Consider the following 16,686-nt stretch of genomic DNA (forward strand, 5'->3'; position numbering starts at 1 on the left):
GTGGACTCATGTCGCGCACCGAGGCCCCCACTCGCGGAGCCCTGCGCGCGAGCGGTCGCGGAACACTCCGCCGGATCCTGCTCCTCGGCGGGGTGGTCGGTCTCTTCGCTCTGCTGATGCTCGCCGCGGCGCTTCAGGGGCAGCCGCAGTTCGCGCCGTCGTCGCCGCCCCCACCGGAACAGCAGCCGGACGCGGTCGTCGTCCCCGAGACGACGAGCTCGCCCCTCCCGGAGCTGGAGCCGCCGGAGGACTCGGTGCTGCAGAACATCCTCGGCGTCGTGTTCGGAGCGCTGCTCGCCGCCGTCGCGGTGCTGGTGCTCGTGGTCGTGGCACGGTGGGCCGTCCGCCGCCTCCGTGATCTGTGGCGCGATCGTCCCCTGCGGCGCACGGACGCGGTCGTCCCGGACGCCGCGTCCGGCGGGCCTGTGGTCGAGGCGGCGCCCGACGATGCGGTCATCCGCCGGGGAGTCGACGCAGCGCTCCGAACGATCGCGGAACGTCCGCGGGCCGCCGACGCCATCGTCTCCGCCTGGGTCGGACTGGAGGAGTCGGCGGCGGATGCCGGGGCCGGCCGCTCGGCGACGGAGACGCCGTCGGAGTTCACGGTGCGTATCGTCGGGCGCCGGGCGGGCATCCGCGACGACGTGATCACGCTGCTCGGTCTCTACGAGCAGGTGCGCTTCGGCGGCCGCGTCGCCGACGAGGCGGATCGCGCTGCCGCGGCCGCGAGTCTGCGCGGCATCAGGGAGGGGTGGCGATGAGGGCGCGGACCGTCGCGATCGCCGCGGGCTGTGTGCTGCTCGCGGTCGCCCTCGTGCTGGGGCTGCGCGCCGCAGGTGTCCCGCTGGCGTTCGCGGTGTCGTGGACGACGGTCGCCGCGGCGGTGTCCCTCGCGCTGCGCGGGGTCCTGGTCGACGATCCCGTCCTCTGGCCGCCCGAGCGTCCGCCGCGCGAGGCCAGGGGCTCCGAGGTGTCCCGGCTGGCCTGGGCGATCAACACGCGTTCGGGCGTTGCGGGGACTATCCTCGTGCGCCGCGTGCAGAACGTGCTCCGCCGGCGGCTCGCACACCGCGGCCTCGACCTCGACGATCCCGCCGACCACGCGGCCATCGACGCGCTGCTCGGCCAGGGCATCCGCGCGGGACTGTCCCGCCGCGAGGTGCGGCGCGACGACATCGAGAGAGCGTTGGACGCGCTCGAACGCATACCCACCGACACGGAGGAGGCAGCATGACCACGGACGAGACCACCGAGATCGCGACCACGGGTCGCCGTGTGCTGGAGGGGGTGCGCAGCGTCGTCGTCGGTATGGACGAGACGCTCACACTCGCCCTCGCGGCGATCCTGGCCGGGGGTCACGTGCTGTTCGAGGACGTGCCGGGGCTCGGCAAGACGCTGGCCGCGCGGAGCCTGGCCCAGGCGCTGGGACTCGAGTTCCGACGGCTGCAGTGCACGCCGGACATGCTGCCCGGCGACGTGACGGGCTCGTACGTGTACGCCCCGACCGAGGGGGACTTCGTCTTCCGGCCCGGGCCGATCTTCACGGGTCTGCTCCTCGCCGACGAGGTGAACCGCACCACGCCCAAGACGCAGTCCGCGATGCTCGAGGCGATGGCCGAGCGGCAGGTCACGGTGGAGGGGAACCGTTTCCCACTGCCGCAGCCCTTCCACGTGATCGCGACCTCCAACCCCATCGAGTACGAAGGGACCTACGCCCTGCCGGAGGCGCAGCTCGACCGGTTCATGGTGCGCCTCACCGTGGGCTACCCCGCCCCGGACGACGAGACGCGCATCATCGTCGACAGGGTGCGGCGGCAGACGCCCGACGTGCGCGTGCCCGCCGTGGTCGACACGGAGGGGCTTCTCGCGCTCCAGGCGGCGGTCGAGCGCATCAACGTCGATCGAGACGTGGTGCGCTACGCCGTGGACCTGACGAGGGCGACCCGCGAGGCGGCGAACGTGTCGGTGGGTGCCTCGCCTCGCGGATCCCAGGCGCTCGTGCTGCTCGCCAGGGGCGTCGCGGCACTCGAGGGGCGGTCGTACGTGCGGCCCGACGACGTCAAACGCGTCGCCGTCCCTGTGCTGGCGCATCGGCTGACACTCACTCCGCAGGCCTGGGCGCAGGGGGTGGATCCGGGTGGAGTCGTGGCGGCGGCGGTCGAACGCACCCCGGTGCCGCCGACCGTCGCGGCCGCGCGATGACCGACGAGACCGCGACGACGGCATCCGCGGGGGTGGCGTGGCATCGGACGCCCGTGATCGCGCTCGGCCTCGCCGGGGCGGCCGTGCTCGCGGGCCTCGGACTGGTGCTGTCGCGCCCCGACGTGATCGCGGTGGGTCTGCCGCTCGCCCTCGCGGCGGTGTGGGCGCTGCTGCGCCGTCCGCGCGACGGGGAGCTGCGGGTCGCCCTGCACGCTGCGCCCGACGCGGGGGAGGACGCCGTGGTGCGCGTCACCGCGGACGTCGACGTCGACGCCGAGCACGTGCAGCTCGCGGTCGAGGGGCGGGGGCGTCGCACCGCGCTCGCGGAGGTGCGGCCGGGCGCGGCGGTGCTGTCCGCTCGGACGCGGCTGTCGCACTCGGGGCCGGTCGAGCTGATGGGACTGATCGCCCGGGGCACCGCGATCGACGGCGCCTGGGTCTCCGACCGCGGACCGCGCACGGCGATCGGGTGGAACGCCGCACCGAAGACGAGGAGGATCGATCGGCTGCCGGTGGCTCCGCGCCTCGCGGGGCTGAACGGCTCGCACGAGGGGCGTCGCGCGGGTCAGGGCGGCGACTTCCACGACATCCACCCGTTCGTCCCCGGGGATGAGGTGCGGAGGGTGGATTGGCGCGCGACGGCTCGTGCCGCCCGACGCCCCGGCGACCTGCTGGTGCGGCGGGTGAACGCGCTGAGCGACTCCTCGGTGGTGATCGCGATGGACGCGGCGGAGGACCTCGGATCGGTGGTGGCCGCGTGGGGGACCGACGACCCGGACCGCACGGGTGTCACCTCGCTCGACCTCGCGCGCGAGGCGGCTCTTTCCGTGGCGACCGCCGCGGTCGGAGCCGGGGATCGGGTCGCGTTCCACGCGCTCTCGCCGGGCGGACGCAGCGTGCCGATCGGCGGGGGAGCCCGGCACCTCGCGCGGCTGCGCGCCGCCGTCGCCGCCACGGGTCCGAGTGCCGACTCGTCCTACCGGCGCTCGCCTGTCGTACCGACGGGCTCGATCGTGTTCGTGCTCTCGACCTTCGCCGACGGGGTGGCTGCGCGACTCGCGACGCAGTGGCGGGCCGCCGGTCACGCCGTCGTCGCGATCGATGTGCTGCCGCAGCTCGACGGCGCACGGCTCACCAGGGAGCAGCGCATCGCCCTGCGCACGCTGCTGGCCGAACGCGCCGACATCCTCGCCGAGCTCCGGCGCGCGGGGGTCGAGGTGGTGGCCTGGGCAGACGACGGCGTCGATGTGGCGTTGCGGGTGGCGGCGGTGCGCCAGCAGCGGAGCCGGAGGGTGGCGCGGTGACCGCTCGCACGCGAGGGTTCGACGTGGGCGCCTGGGTGCCCGGGGTGACGCTGCGCGTCCTGACCGTGGCTCTGGTGCTGCTCGGCGTGCTGGTGCTTCACCCCACGCCGTTCTGGCGGGGTGTGGCGGTGGTCGCGGCTCTCGTGGGGGCCGTGCTGCCGCGGTCGCTCGCAACATGGGTGGGGGCGGCCTGCCTGCCGTTCGGGCTGCTGCTGTCCGAGCCGGCGCCGGAACGGACGGCGGTCGCCCTCGTGCTCGTCCATGCGATCCACATCCTCGCCGCGCTCAGCCTCACGGTGCCCGCGGCCGCTCGCCTCACGCTGAGGTCGCTCCGGCCGACGGCGGTGCGGTTCGTCGTGATCCAGCTGGTGGCCCAGTCGATCGCGCTCGGCGTCTGGGCGGTGTCGCCGGGGCAGGTCGAGCGCGGTGCGGCCTGGCTCGCCCCGGCGGCGGCGTCACTCCTCCTGGTCGTCGTGGTCGTCGCATGGCTGGTCCTGCGGCGGGGGAACGGCCCCGTCCCGCGGGCCGTTGCTGCCCCGTCGACGGGAGGGGATCGCCTCTAGCGGAGCCGATGTCCGTGGCCCCTCGTAGACTTGTTCGGTGCCCATCGTCCCCGTTGCCTCCCCCGGAAAACTCAGTGTCCGCGGTGCCCGCGTCCACAACCTCCAGAACGTCGACATCGACATCCCGCGCGACTCCCTCGTCGTGTTCACCGGCCTGTCCGGGTCGGGGAAGTCGAGTCTGGCGTTCGACACGATCTTCGCCGAGGGGCAGCGCCGCTACGTCGAATCGCTGAGCGCCTATGCGCGGCAGTTCCTCGGCCAGGTGGATCGGCCGGACGTCGATTTCATCGAGGGCCTGAGCCCCGCGGTGTCGATCGACCAGAAGTCGACCAACCGCAACCCGCGGTCGACCGTGGGCACCATCACCGAGATCTACGACTACATGCGCCTGCTGTGGGCGCGTATCGGCGTGCCGCACTGTCCCGAGTGCGGCGAGAAGATCCAGCGTCAGACGGTGCAGCAGATCGCCGACCAGCTCATGGAGCTGCCCGAGCGCACCCGGTACCAGGTCGTCGCCCCCATCGTGTCGCAGAAGAAGGGCGAGTTCGTCGACCTCTTCCGCGAGCTCGGCGCCAAGGGCTACTCCCGCGCGATCGTCGACGGCGACCTCATCCAGCTGGCCGAGCCGCCCACGCTGAAGAAGAGCTACAAGCACGACATCGCGGTGGTCGTGGACCGCCTGGTGGCGTCGCCCGACATCCTGGGCCGGGTCACCGACTCGGTGGAGACGGCCCTGGGACTCGCGGGTGGCGTCGTGCAGATCAACTACGTCGACGGCGAGGGCGACGACGCCTGGCAGACCTTCTCCGAGAAGCTCGCCTGCCCGAACGGCCACGCCCTCACCCTCACCGAGATCGAGCCGCGCACGTTCTCCTTCAACGCACCGTTCGGCGCCTGCCCCGCGTGCTCCGGGCTGGGCACGCGCATGTCGGTGGACGTCGAGCTGATGCTCGGCGACGAAGATCTCTCGATCCGCGAGGGCGTCATCATCCCCTGGACCACGCAGGGCAAGGGTCTCTTCCAGTACTACGAGCGCCTGCTCGAGGGGCTGGCGCGCGACCTCGACTTCTCGCTCGACACGCCGTGGCGGGAGCTGCACTCCGACGTCAAGGAGGCCGTGCTCCGCGGCGAGAACTACAAGGTCACGGTCAAGTGGAAGAACCGCTACGGCCGGGAGATGCGGTACGCGTCCGGGTTCGAGGGCGTCGTGCCCTACATCGAGCGGCAGTACCTCCAGGCCGAGTCCGACACACAGCGCAACCGCTGGGGCGAGTACCTCCGTGAGGTGCCGTGCCCCGTGTGCAACGGCGACCGCCTCAAGCCCGAGGTGCTCGCGGTGCAGGTGCACGGCCACTCGATCGCCGAGGTGTCGCACCTGAGCCTCGCCGACGCGCGGGGCTTCATGGAGAAGCTGCACCTCACGGAGCGGGAGGCGAAGATCGCCGCCCAGGTGCTGCGCGAGATCCGCCTGCGCCTCGACTTCCTCCTCCAGGTGGGGCTGTCGTACCTCAACCTCAGCCGTTCGGCGGGGTCACTGTCCGGTGGCGAGGCGCAGCGCATCCGGCTCGCCACGCAGATCGGCTCCGGCCTGACGGGCGTGCTCTACGTGCTCGACGAGCCGTCGATCGGCCTGCACCAGCGCGACAACCGCCGGCTGATCGAGACCCTGCTCACGCTGCGCGACCTGGGTAACACGCTCATCGTGGTGGAGCACGACGAAGAGACCATCGAGGCGGCGGACTGGGTGGTCGACATCGGTCCCGGCGCCGGAGTGAACGGCGGCACCGTCGTGCACTCGGGGCCGTACAGCGCGCTCCTCGGCGACAGCGATTCGATGACCGGCGACTACCTGTCCGGGCGCCGGGCGATTCCGATGCCGTCGAAGCGTCGCAAGATCGACAAGAAGCGCATGCTGAGCGTGGTCGGCGCGCGGGCGAACAATCTGCGCAACGTCACGGCGGACTTCCCGCTGGGCGTGCTCACGGCCGTCACCGGCGTCAGCGGCTCGGGCAAGTCGTCCCTCGTGAACGACATCCTGTACCAGGTGCTCGCTTCGCGACTGAACGGTGCGCGGACCGTTCCGGGCAAGCACACCAGGGTGACCGGCCTCGACAACCTCGACAAGGTCGTGCACGTCGACCAGGCGCCGATCGGCCGCACCCCGCGCTCGAACCCGGCCACGTACACCGGCGTGTTCGACCGCATCCGCACCCTGTTCAGCGAGACGCCGGAGGCGAAGGTGCGGGGCTATCAGCCCGGTCGCTTCAGCTTCAACGTCAAGGGCGGCCGCTGCGAGGCGTGCTCGGGCGACGGCACCATCAAGATCGAGATGAACTTCCTGCCCGACGTCTACGTCGACTGCGAGGTCTGCCACGGCAAGCGGTACAACCGCGACACGCTCGCGGTGCACTACAAGGGCAAGAACATCGCCGAGGTGCTGGAGATGCCGATCGAGGAGGCCGCGGAGTTCTTCGAGCCGATCCAGGCGATCCACCGCTACATGAAGACGCTCGTCGACGTCGGGCTCGGCTACGTGCGGCTGGGGCAGTCGGCCACGACACTCTCGGGCGGCGAGGCGCAGCGCGTCAAGCTCGCCACGGAGCTCCAGCGTCGCAGCAACGGCCGCAGCATCTACGTGCTCGACGAGCCGACCACGGGTCTGCACTTCGAAGACGTCCGCAAGCTCCTCGAGGTGCTCAACGGCCTCGTCGACAAGGGCAACACCGTGATCGTGATCGAGCACAACCTCGATGTGATCAAGTCGGCGGACTGGGTGATCGACCTCGGACCGGAGGGCGGTTCGGGTGGCGGGCAGATCATCGCGACCGGTACGCCGGAGCAGATCGCCCGCGTCGAGGAGAGCCACACCGGGCAGTTCCTCGCCGAGATCCTGGGTGAGGGGCGCGCCGCGCGGAAGGCCAGCTGATGGCCGACGTGCTCCCGTACAAGCCGCGGACGGGCGAGATCCCGACCGACCCCGGCGTGTACCGGTTCCGCGACGCCGACGGACGGGTGCTCTACGTCGGCAAGGCGAAGAACCTGCGCCAGCGGCTGTCGAACTACTTCGCCCCGCTGCGCACGCTGCACGAGCGCACCCGGCGCATGGTCACGACCGCTGCGTCGGTGGAGTGGACGGTCGTTCCCACCGACGTCGACTCGCTGCAGCTCGAGTACATGTGGATCAAGGAGTTCGATCCGCCGTTCAACGTGCGCTACCGCGACGACAAGTCGTACCCCTTCATGGCGGTCACCCTCGCCGATGAGGCGCCCCGCGTGATCGTCACCCGGAACAGGAAGATCCCCGGGGCGCGGTACTTCGGTCCGTATCCCAAGGTGTGGGCGGTGCACGAGACCATCGACCTGATGATCAGGGCCTTCCCGATCCGCACCTGCAGCGATGCGAGCTACAAGAGGGCGATGCAGACCGGTCGCCCGTGCTTCCCCGGGCAGATCGGCAAGTGCGGCGGGCCGTGCTCGATGACGGTGTCCATCGAGGAGCACCGGGCGATGGTCGACGACTTCATCGCGTTCATGGCGGGCGGAGACGAGCGCTTCACCCGCGAGCTCACGAAGCGCATGCTCGCCGCGTCCGCCGCGATGGACTACGAAGCCGCCGCGAAGTACCGGGACAAGCTGTCCGCGATCGAGGCCGTGCTCGGCAAGAGCGCCCTGGTGCTGCCGGCCGATGAGGACGCCGACCTGTTCGGCATCGCGGAAGACGAGCTCGCCGCCGCCGTGCAGCACTTCGTGATCCGCGGCGGCCGCGTGCGCGGTGTCCGTGCTCTCACGATCGAGAAGGAGATCGACATCACGGGCGCCGAGCTCGTCGACCAGGTGCTCCAGCAGGCGTACGGCGACGCGCAGGATGTTCCGCGACGGATCCTCGTCCCGACGCTCCCCGACGACGCGACCGAGCTGGAGCAGTGGCTGCGCGAACGCCGTGGCAAGAAGGTCGAGATCGCGGTCGCACATCGGGGTCAGCGTGCCGACCTGATGCGCACCGCGACGCTGAACGCGCAGCAGGCGCTGATCCGGCACAAGACCCGCCGGACGAGCGACTACGTGGCGCGCACCCAGGCGCTGACCGATCTTCAGGAGGCGCTGGGCATGGAGGAGGCGCCGCTGCGCATCGAGTGCTTCGACATCTCGCACCTCGGCGGCACCAACGTGGTCGCCTCGATGGTCGTGTTCGAGGACGGCCTTCCGCGCAAGGACCAGTACCGGTCGTTCAACATCGCCGAGACGACAGACGACACCGACTCGATGTACCAGGTTCTGCGCCGCAGGCTCGCATACCTGGATCGGCCGGAGGAGGAGCAGGAGGTCCTCGACCCGACCACCGACGAGGTCGTGGGGGAGGACCTGGGCGAGGCGACCGCACGGCGCAAGCCGCGGTTCGCGTATCCACCGCAGCTGCTCCTCGTCGACGGAGGGAAGCCGCAGGTGGAGGCCGCCGCGCGCGCCCTCCACGACGCGGGGCACACCGAGATCGCCGTGTGCGGCATCGCCAAGCGTCTTGAAGAGGTGTGGCTGCCGGGAGACGACTTCCCCGTGATCCTGCCCCGCACCAGCGAGGCCCTCTACCTTCTCCAGCGACTGCGAGACGAAGCCCACCGCTTCGCGATCACGCACCAGCGCAAGAGGCGCAAGAAAGACATCGGCAGCGTGCTCGCCGAGGTTCCGGGGCTCGGCGCCTCTCGCATCAAGGTGCTGCTCAAGCACTTCGGCTCGGTCACGGCCCTCCGCGCCGCCGACCCGTCGCAGATCCAGGAGGTACAGGGGATCGGTCCGGTGCTCGCTCAGACCATCCATTCGCACCTGTCCACTCGCTAGGCTGGGAGACCGAGGGGGAGAAGGAGCAGGGAGCGATGACTGACGGGGAGAAGGGCGAGTTCCTCATCGTCACTGGGATGTCCGGCGCAGGCCGGACGACGGCGGCGAACGCACTGGAGGATCTCGGCTGGTATGTCGTCGACAACCTGCCTCCGCAGATCCTCCGGCCGCTGCTCGACCTGACCGGCATGGGTGGCGATTCGCTGCCCAAGGTCGCCGCCGTGGTCGACGTGCGCGGCCGCAACCTCTTCGACGATTTCCCGGGTGTCGCCCGACTGCTGCGCACGCGCGGCGAGATCCGGGTGCTGTTCCTCGACGCCTCCGACGACGTCCTGGTGCGTCGCTTCGAGTCGGTGCGCCGCCCGCACCCCCTGCAGGGCGATGGCACTCTGCTCGACGGCATCCGCACGGAGCGGACGCGTCTGGCCCCCATCCGCGAGGCCGCCGACCTGGTGATCGACACCTCGGCGCTGAACATCCACCAGCTCGCGACGCAGGTCTCCGACATCTTCTCGGAGGAGGGGGAGGCGCGGCATCGGGTGACGCTGCTCAGCTTCGGCTTCAAGTACGGGCTGCCCACCGACGTCGACCTGGTCGCCGACATGCGCTTCCTCCCGAATCCGTACTGGAACGAGGAGCTGCGCGGCCTCACCGGGCAGGATGAGACGGTCCGTGAGTACGTGCTGTCCCGCGAGGGTGCGACCGACTTCCTCGATTCCTATGCGAAGGCGCTCGTGCCGGTGCTCGAGGGGTATCAGCGGGAGAACAAGAGCCACTCGACGATCGCGATCGGATGCACGGGCGGCAAGCACCGCTCGGTCGCGATGTCCGAGGAGCTGGCCCGCAGGATCGCCGCGATTCCGGGGGTCGCCGTGAACGTGCGGCACCGCGACCTCGGCAGGGAATAGCCCCCCGGGCGAGTAAGCTGGAGGTTTGCGTCGCGATCCGGCGCGTGAACGTGAAGGAGTGTCGTGGCACTAACCACCGACGTCAAGGCTGAGCTCGTCAGCATCCGCAATGCACCCCCGACGGTGCGCGTGGCGGAGGTGACAGCCATCCTCCGATTCGCCGGTGGACTGCACTCCATCGCGGGCCGTGTGGCCGTGGAGGCCGAGGTCGACGCAGAGACCCTCGCCCGCCGCGTCGCCAGGGATCTCGCCGAGATCTACGGCGTGCGCCCGGAGATCGCGCAGGTGCAGTCGAGCACCGCGAACGACGGCGCCCGCTGGGCCGTGCGCGTGATCGCGCAGGGGGAGACCCTCGCCCGCCAGACCGGCCTGCTCGACCCGCGTCGCCGTCCGGTCCGCGGCCTGCCGAACCGTCTCACCACGGGCTCGCGCGCCGAGATCGCCGGTCTGTGGCGTGGGGCCTTCCTGGCCGCTGGATCGCTCAGCGAGCCCGGCCGCTCGGCGATGCTCGAGGTCGCCTGCCCGTCGTCCGAGGCGGCGATGGCGCTCGTGGGCGCCGCACACCGTCTGGGCGTCGCCGCGAAGGCGCGCGAGGTCCGCGGCATGCCCCGCGTCGTGGTGCGCGAGGGCGAGGCGATCCGTACGATCCTCAGCGAGATGGGCGCTCACCGTACCGCGCTGGCGTGGGAGGAGCTGCGTCAGCGTCGCGAGGTGCGCGCGGGCGTGAACCGCCTGGTCAACTTCGACGACGCGAACCTGCGGCGTTCCGCGCAGGCGGCGGTGGCCGCGTGCGCCCGTGTGGAGCGCGCGCTGGAGATCCTCGCCGACGAGGTTCCCGATCACCTGCGGGTCGCCGGCGAGCTGCGCCTCGCGCACCGGGACGCCAGCCTCGACGAGCTCGGCCACCACGCCGACCCGCCCCTCACCAAGGACGCGGTCGCCGGTCGCATCCGTCGTCTTCTCGCCATGGCAGACAAGCGCGCCCAGCAGGAGGGCATCCCCGGCACGGAGGCCGCTGTCCCCGCCGGGCTCGACGTCTGATCCACCCGCCTCTGCTCCGACGGCCCGTCGCCCTACCCGGGGTGGCGGGCCGTCGTCAACGGGAGGAAGGATCCGGTCCGACCCGGTGTTGTCCTCACTAGGATGAGAGACGTCCGCTCCACGCCGCACATCGGTGGCGCGGAGGATCGGCAAGCGCCGCGGGCGCGGCGCGGATTGGATGAAAGCGATATGGCGACCTACACCCTCCCCGACCTCCCGTACGACTTCGCAGCCCTCGAGCCGCACATCAGCGGCAAGATCATGGAGCTGCATCACGACAAGCACCACGCGACCTACGTCGCCGGCGCGAACACCGCGCTCGAGCAGCTGGCCGAGGCCCGCGAGAGCGGCAACCTGGCGAACGTGAACAAGCTCGAGAAGGACCTCGCGTTCAACCTCGGCGGTCACGTCAACCACTCGATCTTCTGGACCAACCTGTCGCCCAACGGCGGCGGTCAGCCGGAGGGCGAGCTGAAGGCCGCCATCGACGAGTACTTCGGCTCGTTCGAGAAGTTCCAGGCGCACTTCACGGCTGCCGCGACCGGCATCCAGGGGTCCGGCTGGGCCGTCCTCAGCTGGGACTCGATCGGTTCGCGCCTGATCATCCAGCAGCTGTTCGACCAGCAGTCGAACACGGCGCAGGGCACGATCCCGCTGTTCCAGCTCGACATGTGGGAGCACGCGTTCTACCTCGACTACCTGAACGTGAAGGCCGACTACGTCAAGGCCGCATGGAACATCGCGAACTGGGAGAACGTCGCCCAGCGCCTCGAGGTCGCCCGCAAGCAGACGAACGGCCTGCTGGTACTGTCGTAACCGGGTCGCGTCCCGGCGGGCCCACGGCTCGTCGGGGCGCCATCTCAGCCAAAAAACCCGCGCATGGCGCCCGCTTCGACAGCGGTCTCCGGCGCATGAGAAACAGGGAGACCTGAGTGTCTGTCAAGATCGGTATCAACGGCTTCGGCCGCATCGGACGCAACTACTTCCGCGCGGCGCTCGCGCAGGGAGCAGACCTTGAGATCGTCGCGGTCAACGACCTCACCGACAACAAGACCCTGGCGCACCTCCTGAAGTACGACTCGGTCGGCGGCGTCCTCGACGCGCAGATCAGCTACGACGAGGACAGCATCACCGTCGACGGCAAGGAGATCAAGGCGTTCGCTGAGCGCGACCCCGCCAACCTTCCGTGGGGCGAGCTGGGCGTCGACATCGTCATCGAGTCGACCGGTTTCTTCACCAACGCCGACGCGGCACGCAAGCACATCGAGGCCGGCGCGAAGAAGGTCCTCATCTCGGCTCCCGCCACGGGCGACGACCGCACCATCGTGATGGGCGTCAACGAGGAGACGTACAACCCGGAGACGGACCACATCATCTCCAATGCCTCGTGCACCACGAACTGCCTCGCGCCGCTGGCGAAGGTCTTCAACGACGCCTTCGGCATCGACCGCGGCTTCATGATGACCGCGCACGCCTACACGGCCGACCAGAACCTGCAGGACGGCCCGCACAAGGACCTGCGTCGTGCACGCGCCGCCGCGATCAACATCACTCCGGCGTCGACCGGCGCGGCCAAGGCGATCGGTCTCGTGCTGCCCGAGCTGAACGGCAAGCTCAGCGGCTCGTCGTACCGCGTTCCGGTCCCCACGGGCTCGATCGTCGACCTCACGCTGATCACCGACCGCGAGAACCTCACGGTCGAGGAGGTCAACGAGGCCTACAAGAAGGCTGCCGCCGACGGTCGTCTCGCGGGCTACCTGCAGTACAACGAGGACCAGATCGTGTCGAGCGACATCGTGCACAACCCGCACTCGTCGATCTTCGACGCCACGCTCACCAACGTCAGCGGCAACCTGATCAAGGTCTCGAGCTGGTACGACAACGAGTGGGGCTACTCCAACCGTCTGGTCGACCTGACCGAGTACGTGGCCGAGCGCCTCTAAGCTCAGACACATGACTCTGCGCACCCTGGACTCCCTGGGGTCGCTCGAGGGCAAGCGCGTCATCGTCCGTTGTGATCTCAATGTCCCCCTGCGGGACGGGGTCATCACGGACGATGGCCGCGTTCGGGCCTCGTTGCCGACCCTGAACACGCTGATCAACGCGGGCGCCCGCGTGATCGTCTGCTCGCACCTCGGCCGCCCCGACGGTGCCCCCGACCCGCAGTACAGCCTGGAGCCCGTGGCTCAGCGTCTGTCCGAGCTCCTCGGCGCTCCCGTCGCGTTCGCGCGCGACACCGTCGGGGAATCCGCGAAGGACGCGGTCGCCTCCCTGGAAGACGGCGGGGTCGTGGTGATCGAGAACCTCCGGTTCAACCCGGGGGAGACGTCGAAGGACGAGGCGGAGCGCGAGGCGTTCGCCGGTCAGCTCGCCGAGCTGGGAGACGTGCTGGTCTCGGACGGCTTCGGCGTGGTGCACCGCAAGCAGGCGAGCGTGTACGAGCTCGCGAAGCGTCTGCCCTCGGCGGCGGGCCTGCTGATCGCGGCTGAGCTCGACGTGCTCGACCGCCTCACCGAGAACCCGGAGCGGCCGTACGCGGTCGTGCTCGGCGGCTCCAAGGTGAGCGACAAGCTCGGCGTGATCTCGCACCTGCTGCCGCGCGTCGACCGCATCCTGGTCGGCGGCGGCATGCTGTTCACCTTCCTCAAGGCGCAGGGCCACCCGGTGGCGTCGAGCCTTCTCGAGGAGGATCAGCTCGACACGGTGCGCGGCTACATCGCGGAGGCGCAGGAGCGCGGCGTCGAACTGGTGCTCCCGACCGATGTGGTCGTGGCGGCGTCCTTTTCGGCGGACGCGGCGCACGAGGTGGCAGCCGCGGACGCGATCGAGGAGACCGCGTTCGGAGCGTCGGGCATCGGCCTGGACATCGGTCCGGAGACGGCGGCCCGTTTCGCCGAGGTGATCCGCGGATCAAAGACGGTGTTCTGGAACGGGCCGATGGGCGTGTTCGAGTTCCCGGCTTTCGCGGCGGGCACCAAGGCCGTGGCGCAGGCGTTGACCGAGGTCGACGGCCTCAGCGTGGTCGGCGGCGGCGACTCGGCGGCTGCCGTGCGCCAGCTCGGCTTCGCCGACGACCGCTTCGGTCACATCTCGACCGGAGGCGGAGCGAGCCTCGAGTTCCTCGAGGGCAAGAAACTACCTGGGCTGGAGGTCCTCGGATGGGCGTGAGCTCCCGTACCCCGCTGATCGCGGGCAACTGGAAGATGAACCTCGACCACCTGCAGGCGGTCGCGTTCGTGCAGAAGCTGCACTGGACGTTGAAGGATGCGAAGCACGAGGACGGCTCGGTGGAGGTCGCGGTGTTCCCGCCCTTCACCGACATCCGCAGCGTGCAGACGCTGATCGACGCCGACAAGATCCCGTTCGCCTTCGGTGCGCAGGATGTGTCAGCGCACGACTCGGGCGCGTACACCGGCGAGATCTCCGGCGCGTTCCTGTCGAAGCTCGACGCGACCTACGTCATCATCGGTCACTCCGAGCGTCGCGAGTACCACGACGAGACCGACGAGGTCGTCGCCGCCAAGGTGAAGGCCTCGCTGAAGCACGGCCTGGTGCCGGTGATCTGCGTGGGCGAGACCGCGGAGGACCTGGAGAAGTTCGGGGCGAGCGCGGTTCCGGCCGGTCAGCTGGAGGCGGCGCTGCAGGGCGTCTCGCCGTCGGCGGACATCGTCGTCGCATACGAGCCCGTGTGGGCGATCGGTTCCGGTCAGGCCGCGACCCCGCAGCAGGCGCAGGACGTGTGCGCCGCGCTGCGCGGGGTGATCGCGAAGGTCCTGGGCGACGAGGCGGCGGCGCGTACGCGCATCCTCTACGGCGGCTCGGTGAAGGCGGCGAACATCGCCAGCTTCATGCGGGAGCCCGATGTGGACGGCGCCCTGGTCGGCGGGGCGAGCCTCGTCGTCGACGAGTTCGCCGCGATCATCCGTTTCGAGAAGCACGTCGGCGTGTGAGTGCGGCGGGGCTGCGGCCCCGCTGCACCGTATACTTGACCGTTACGGGGGCGCTCCGGCCCCAGCGAAAGGCTCTTTCTCGTGGCAATTCTCGAGTTCGTCCTGCAGGTCGTGCTGGGTATCACCAGCGTGCTGCTGACTCTCCTCATCCTCCTGCACAAGGGTCGCGGTGGCGGCCTGTCCGACATGTTCGGCGGAGGCATGACCACCGCGGTGGGTTCCTCCGGTCTCGCGGAGCGGAACCTCAACCGCTTCACCGTCGTCCTGGCGCTCACGTGGTTCGTCGCCATCGTCGCGCTGGGCCTCATCACGAAGTTCGAGGTGATCTGATGGCTACCGGTGGAAACGCGATCCGCGGTACCCGGGTGGGCTCCGGCCCGATGGGCGAGCAGGACCACGGCTACCACGCCGACCGCATCGCTGTCACGTACTGGGACGGCCTCGGCAATGAGACGGTCCGCTACTTCGCGGCCGGTCTGCCCGAGGAGGAGATCCCCGAGATCATCGACCACCCGCAGTCGGGCCTTCCCGCGGGGCGCGACAAGGAGAACCCTCCCGCCGTCGCCAAGACGGAGCCCTACAAGACGCACCTCGCGTATGTGAAGGAGCGTCGCACCGACGAGGAGGCCGTACAGCTCCTCGAAGACGCGCTGACGCAGCTGCGTGAGCGCCGGGGGCAGTGACCTCCCGCTGAGTCGGACAGACGCCGAGTCGAACTGAGAACCGCCACGGATCATCCGTGGCGGTTCTCTGTTTCCGTCAGCGGCAGCCGGCGGCCGCGTCGATGTAGTTCTGCGGCGGGTAGCCGTAGGCCCAGACGCCGTTCGCGTCGTCGGTGAAGCCCATGCTGATCGCCCAGGCCGTCGCCCACTTCTCGATGCTGTCCTGGGTGGAGGAGTCGTACATGCCCTGGCACTTGACGCTGATGGCGTGTCCCACCTCGTGCGCGACGAGCGCCTTGCTCCGATCGGCGGGCCACTGCTGGGCGACCGAGTCCGACAGCTGGATGACGGCGCGACCCGGCTCGTCCCACCACCACGTGGTGTAGCCGCCCATGCTGCCGTTGGCGCCCGCGCCGTTGACGGTCGCGGCCCAGTCGAACTCCAGGAGCACTCCGGGGGCCAGCGACCGGGCGAACGCCTCGATCTCGAGGCGTGCGCCGCGGAGGGGGCCGTCCTTCTCGCTCAACTCCGCCGCCTCGGTGGCGACGACCTGGGCCGCCGCATCCTGCAGCGCGACGTAGGCCGCGACCGCGGTGTCGTCGATGGTCGTCACGGCGGTGACGTCGGCCGCGGCGTCGCGCAGGGCGATCACGGCATCGTTGCGAGCCGACACGTGCGCCGCCTCGAACGCGGTCGCCGCCTGCCCTGCCGTCGCGAGCACGGCCAGTCCGCTCTCGGCCACGGCGTCCCGTCCGCGCGAGGCGTCCGCCGACGCCCGCTCGAGGTTCGCGTCGAGCTCATCGAGCGCCCGCTCGTCGTCCTCCAACTGGGCGGTGGTGCCGAAGAGCTCCCAGAACCAGGCCGGTTTGTCGCGTGCGGGCGGTCGATCGGCCGCCACGGCGTCCTCCACGGCCGCTCCGATCCCCTCGCCGTCCGCGACCGCGGCGGTGAGGGCCGACCAGGATTCCTCCGGCACCGGGAGAGTCGGACTGCCGGTGTCGAGGATCACGTGACCGGCGTCCGTGGACTCCAGCAGAGCGGCGTACCGGTGATCGACCTCCGAACGCTGAGCGTCCACGGCGCGCGCGGCTGTTTCGACGCGCGCCGATGCGTCATCGAAACCGAGCGCTGCCGACACCTGGGTGATCGCGAGGGCCGCGACCACGGCGACCGCGCCGATCACGCCGGCGACGACGGGGCCCCGCGGCCGGCGTCGGCGGCGG

15 protein-coding genes and 1 pseudogene are annotated in these 16,686 nt (G+C 70.3%); 15 read left to right on the forward strand and 1 reads right to left on the reverse strand.

Annotation, left to right across the window (positions count from 1 at the left end):
* The first annotated feature begins 8 nt into the window (after positions 1–8).
* The 15 genes from DW297_RS01835 to DW297_RS01905 all read left to right on the forward strand — a co-directional run bounded on the left by DW297_RS01835 (position 9) and on the right by DW297_RS01905 (position 15,484).
* Positions 9–761: a DUF4129 domain-containing protein gene (locus DW297_RS01835; protein WP_136028815.1), complete on the forward strand. Its 753-nt coding sequence runs from the start codon at positions 9–11 to the stop codon at positions 759–761.
* Positions 758–1,234 carry a hypothetical protein gene (locus DW297_RS01840; protein ID WP_206253334.1) on the forward strand — a complete coding sequence of 159 codons (477 nt, stop codon included), beginning with the start codon at positions 758–760 and terminating at the stop codon, positions 1,232–1,234. The genes DW297_RS01835 and DW297_RS01840 overlap by 4 nt, the downstream gene beginning before the upstream one ends.
* Complete coding sequence (locus tag DW297_RS01845; protein WP_136028819.1) at positions 1,231–2,202, forward strand: AAA family ATPase; 972 nt, start codon at positions 1,231–1,233, stop codon at positions 2,200–2,202. Before DW297_RS01840 ends, DW297_RS01845 begins: the two co-directional genes overlap by 4 nt.
* Complete coding sequence (locus DW297_RS01850) at positions 2,199–3,506, forward strand: DUF58 domain-containing protein (RefSeq protein WP_136028821.1); 1,308 nt, start codon at positions 2,199–2,201, stop codon at positions 3,504–3,506. The genes DW297_RS01845 and DW297_RS01850 overlap by 4 nt, the downstream gene beginning before the upstream one ends.
* Positions 3,503–4,069 carry a hypothetical protein gene (locus tag DW297_RS01855; protein WP_136028823.1) on the forward strand — a complete coding sequence of 189 codons (567 nt, stop codon included), beginning with the start codon at positions 3,503–3,505 and terminating at the stop codon, positions 4,067–4,069. Before DW297_RS01850 ends, DW297_RS01855 begins: the two co-directional genes overlap by 4 nt.
* 37 nt (positions 4,070–4,106) lie before the next feature.
* Complete coding sequence (gene uvrA / locus DW297_RS01860) at positions 4,107–6,995, forward strand: excinuclease ABC subunit UvrA (protein ID WP_136028825.1); 2,889 nt, start codon at positions 4,107–4,109, stop codon at positions 6,993–6,995.
* Positions 6,995–8,902 carry an excinuclease ABC subunit UvrC gene (gene uvrC, locus DW297_RS01865; protein ID WP_136028827.1) on the forward strand — a complete coding sequence of 636 codons (1,908 nt, stop codon included), beginning with the start codon at positions 6,995–6,997 and terminating at the stop codon, positions 8,900–8,902. Before uvrA ends, uvrC begins: the two co-directional genes overlap by 1 nt.
* A gap of 35 nt (positions 8,903–8,937) precedes the next feature.
* On the forward strand, positions 8,938–9,810 hold the full coding sequence (gene rapZ, locus DW297_RS01870; protein WP_136028829.1) for an RNase adapter RapZ: 873 nt from the start codon (positions 8,938–8,940) through the stop codon (positions 9,808–9,810).
* A 63-nt stretch (positions 9,811–9,873) separates the two neighbouring features.
* Complete coding sequence (gene whiA / locus DW297_RS01875) at positions 9,874–10,851, forward strand: DNA-binding protein WhiA (protein ID WP_136028831.1); 978 nt, start codon at positions 9,874–9,876, stop codon at positions 10,849–10,851.
* Between the two features lie 189 nt (positions 10,852–11,040).
* Positions 11,041–11,667 carry a superoxide dismutase gene (locus tag DW297_RS01880; protein ID WP_017202787.1) on the forward strand — a complete coding sequence of 209 codons (627 nt, stop codon included), beginning with the start codon at positions 11,041–11,043 and terminating at the stop codon, positions 11,665–11,667.
* Positions 11,668–11,783: 116 nt separating this feature from the next.
* Positions 11,784–12,794, forward strand: a complete 1,011-nt coding sequence (gap, locus tag DW297_RS01885; RefSeq protein WP_136028833.1) for a type I glyceraldehyde-3-phosphate dehydrogenase — start codon at positions 11,784–11,786, stop codon at positions 12,792–12,794.
* A gap of 10 nt (positions 12,795–12,804) precedes the next feature.
* A complete protein-coding gene (locus tag DW297_RS01890) occupies positions 12,805–14,019 on the forward strand; it encodes a phosphoglycerate kinase (RefSeq protein ID WP_136028835.1) in 1,215 nt (404 codons plus the stop codon).
* Complete coding sequence (gene tpiA / locus DW297_RS01895) at positions 14,010–14,801, forward strand: triose-phosphate isomerase (RefSeq protein WP_136028837.1); 792 nt, start codon at positions 14,010–14,012, stop codon at positions 14,799–14,801. The genes DW297_RS01890 and tpiA overlap by 10 nt, the downstream gene beginning before the upstream one ends.
* An 81-nt stretch (positions 14,802–14,882) precedes the next feature.
* Positions 14,883–15,131, forward strand: a complete 249-nt coding sequence (gene secG, locus DW297_RS01900) for a preprotein translocase subunit SecG (protein WP_101845144.1) — start codon at positions 14,883–14,885, stop codon at positions 15,129–15,131.
* Complete coding sequence (locus tag DW297_RS01905; protein ID WP_136028839.1) at positions 15,131–15,484, forward strand: RNA polymerase-binding protein RbpA; 354 nt, start codon at positions 15,131–15,133, stop codon at positions 15,482–15,484. The genes secG and DW297_RS01905 overlap by 1 nt, the downstream gene beginning before the upstream one ends.
* A gap of 76 nt (positions 15,485–15,560) precedes the next feature.
* Here DW297_RS01905 and DW297_RS18705 read toward each other — a convergent pair.
* Positions 15,561–16,686: pseudogene (locus DW297_RS18705) on the reverse strand (hypothetical protein); the annotation flags it as partial.

It is taken from the genome of Microbacterium sp. PF5 (assembly GCF_004794315.1).
Taxonomy (GTDB): Bacteria; Actinomycetota; Actinomycetes; order Actinomycetales; family Microbacteriaceae; genus Microbacterium; species Microbacterium sufflavum.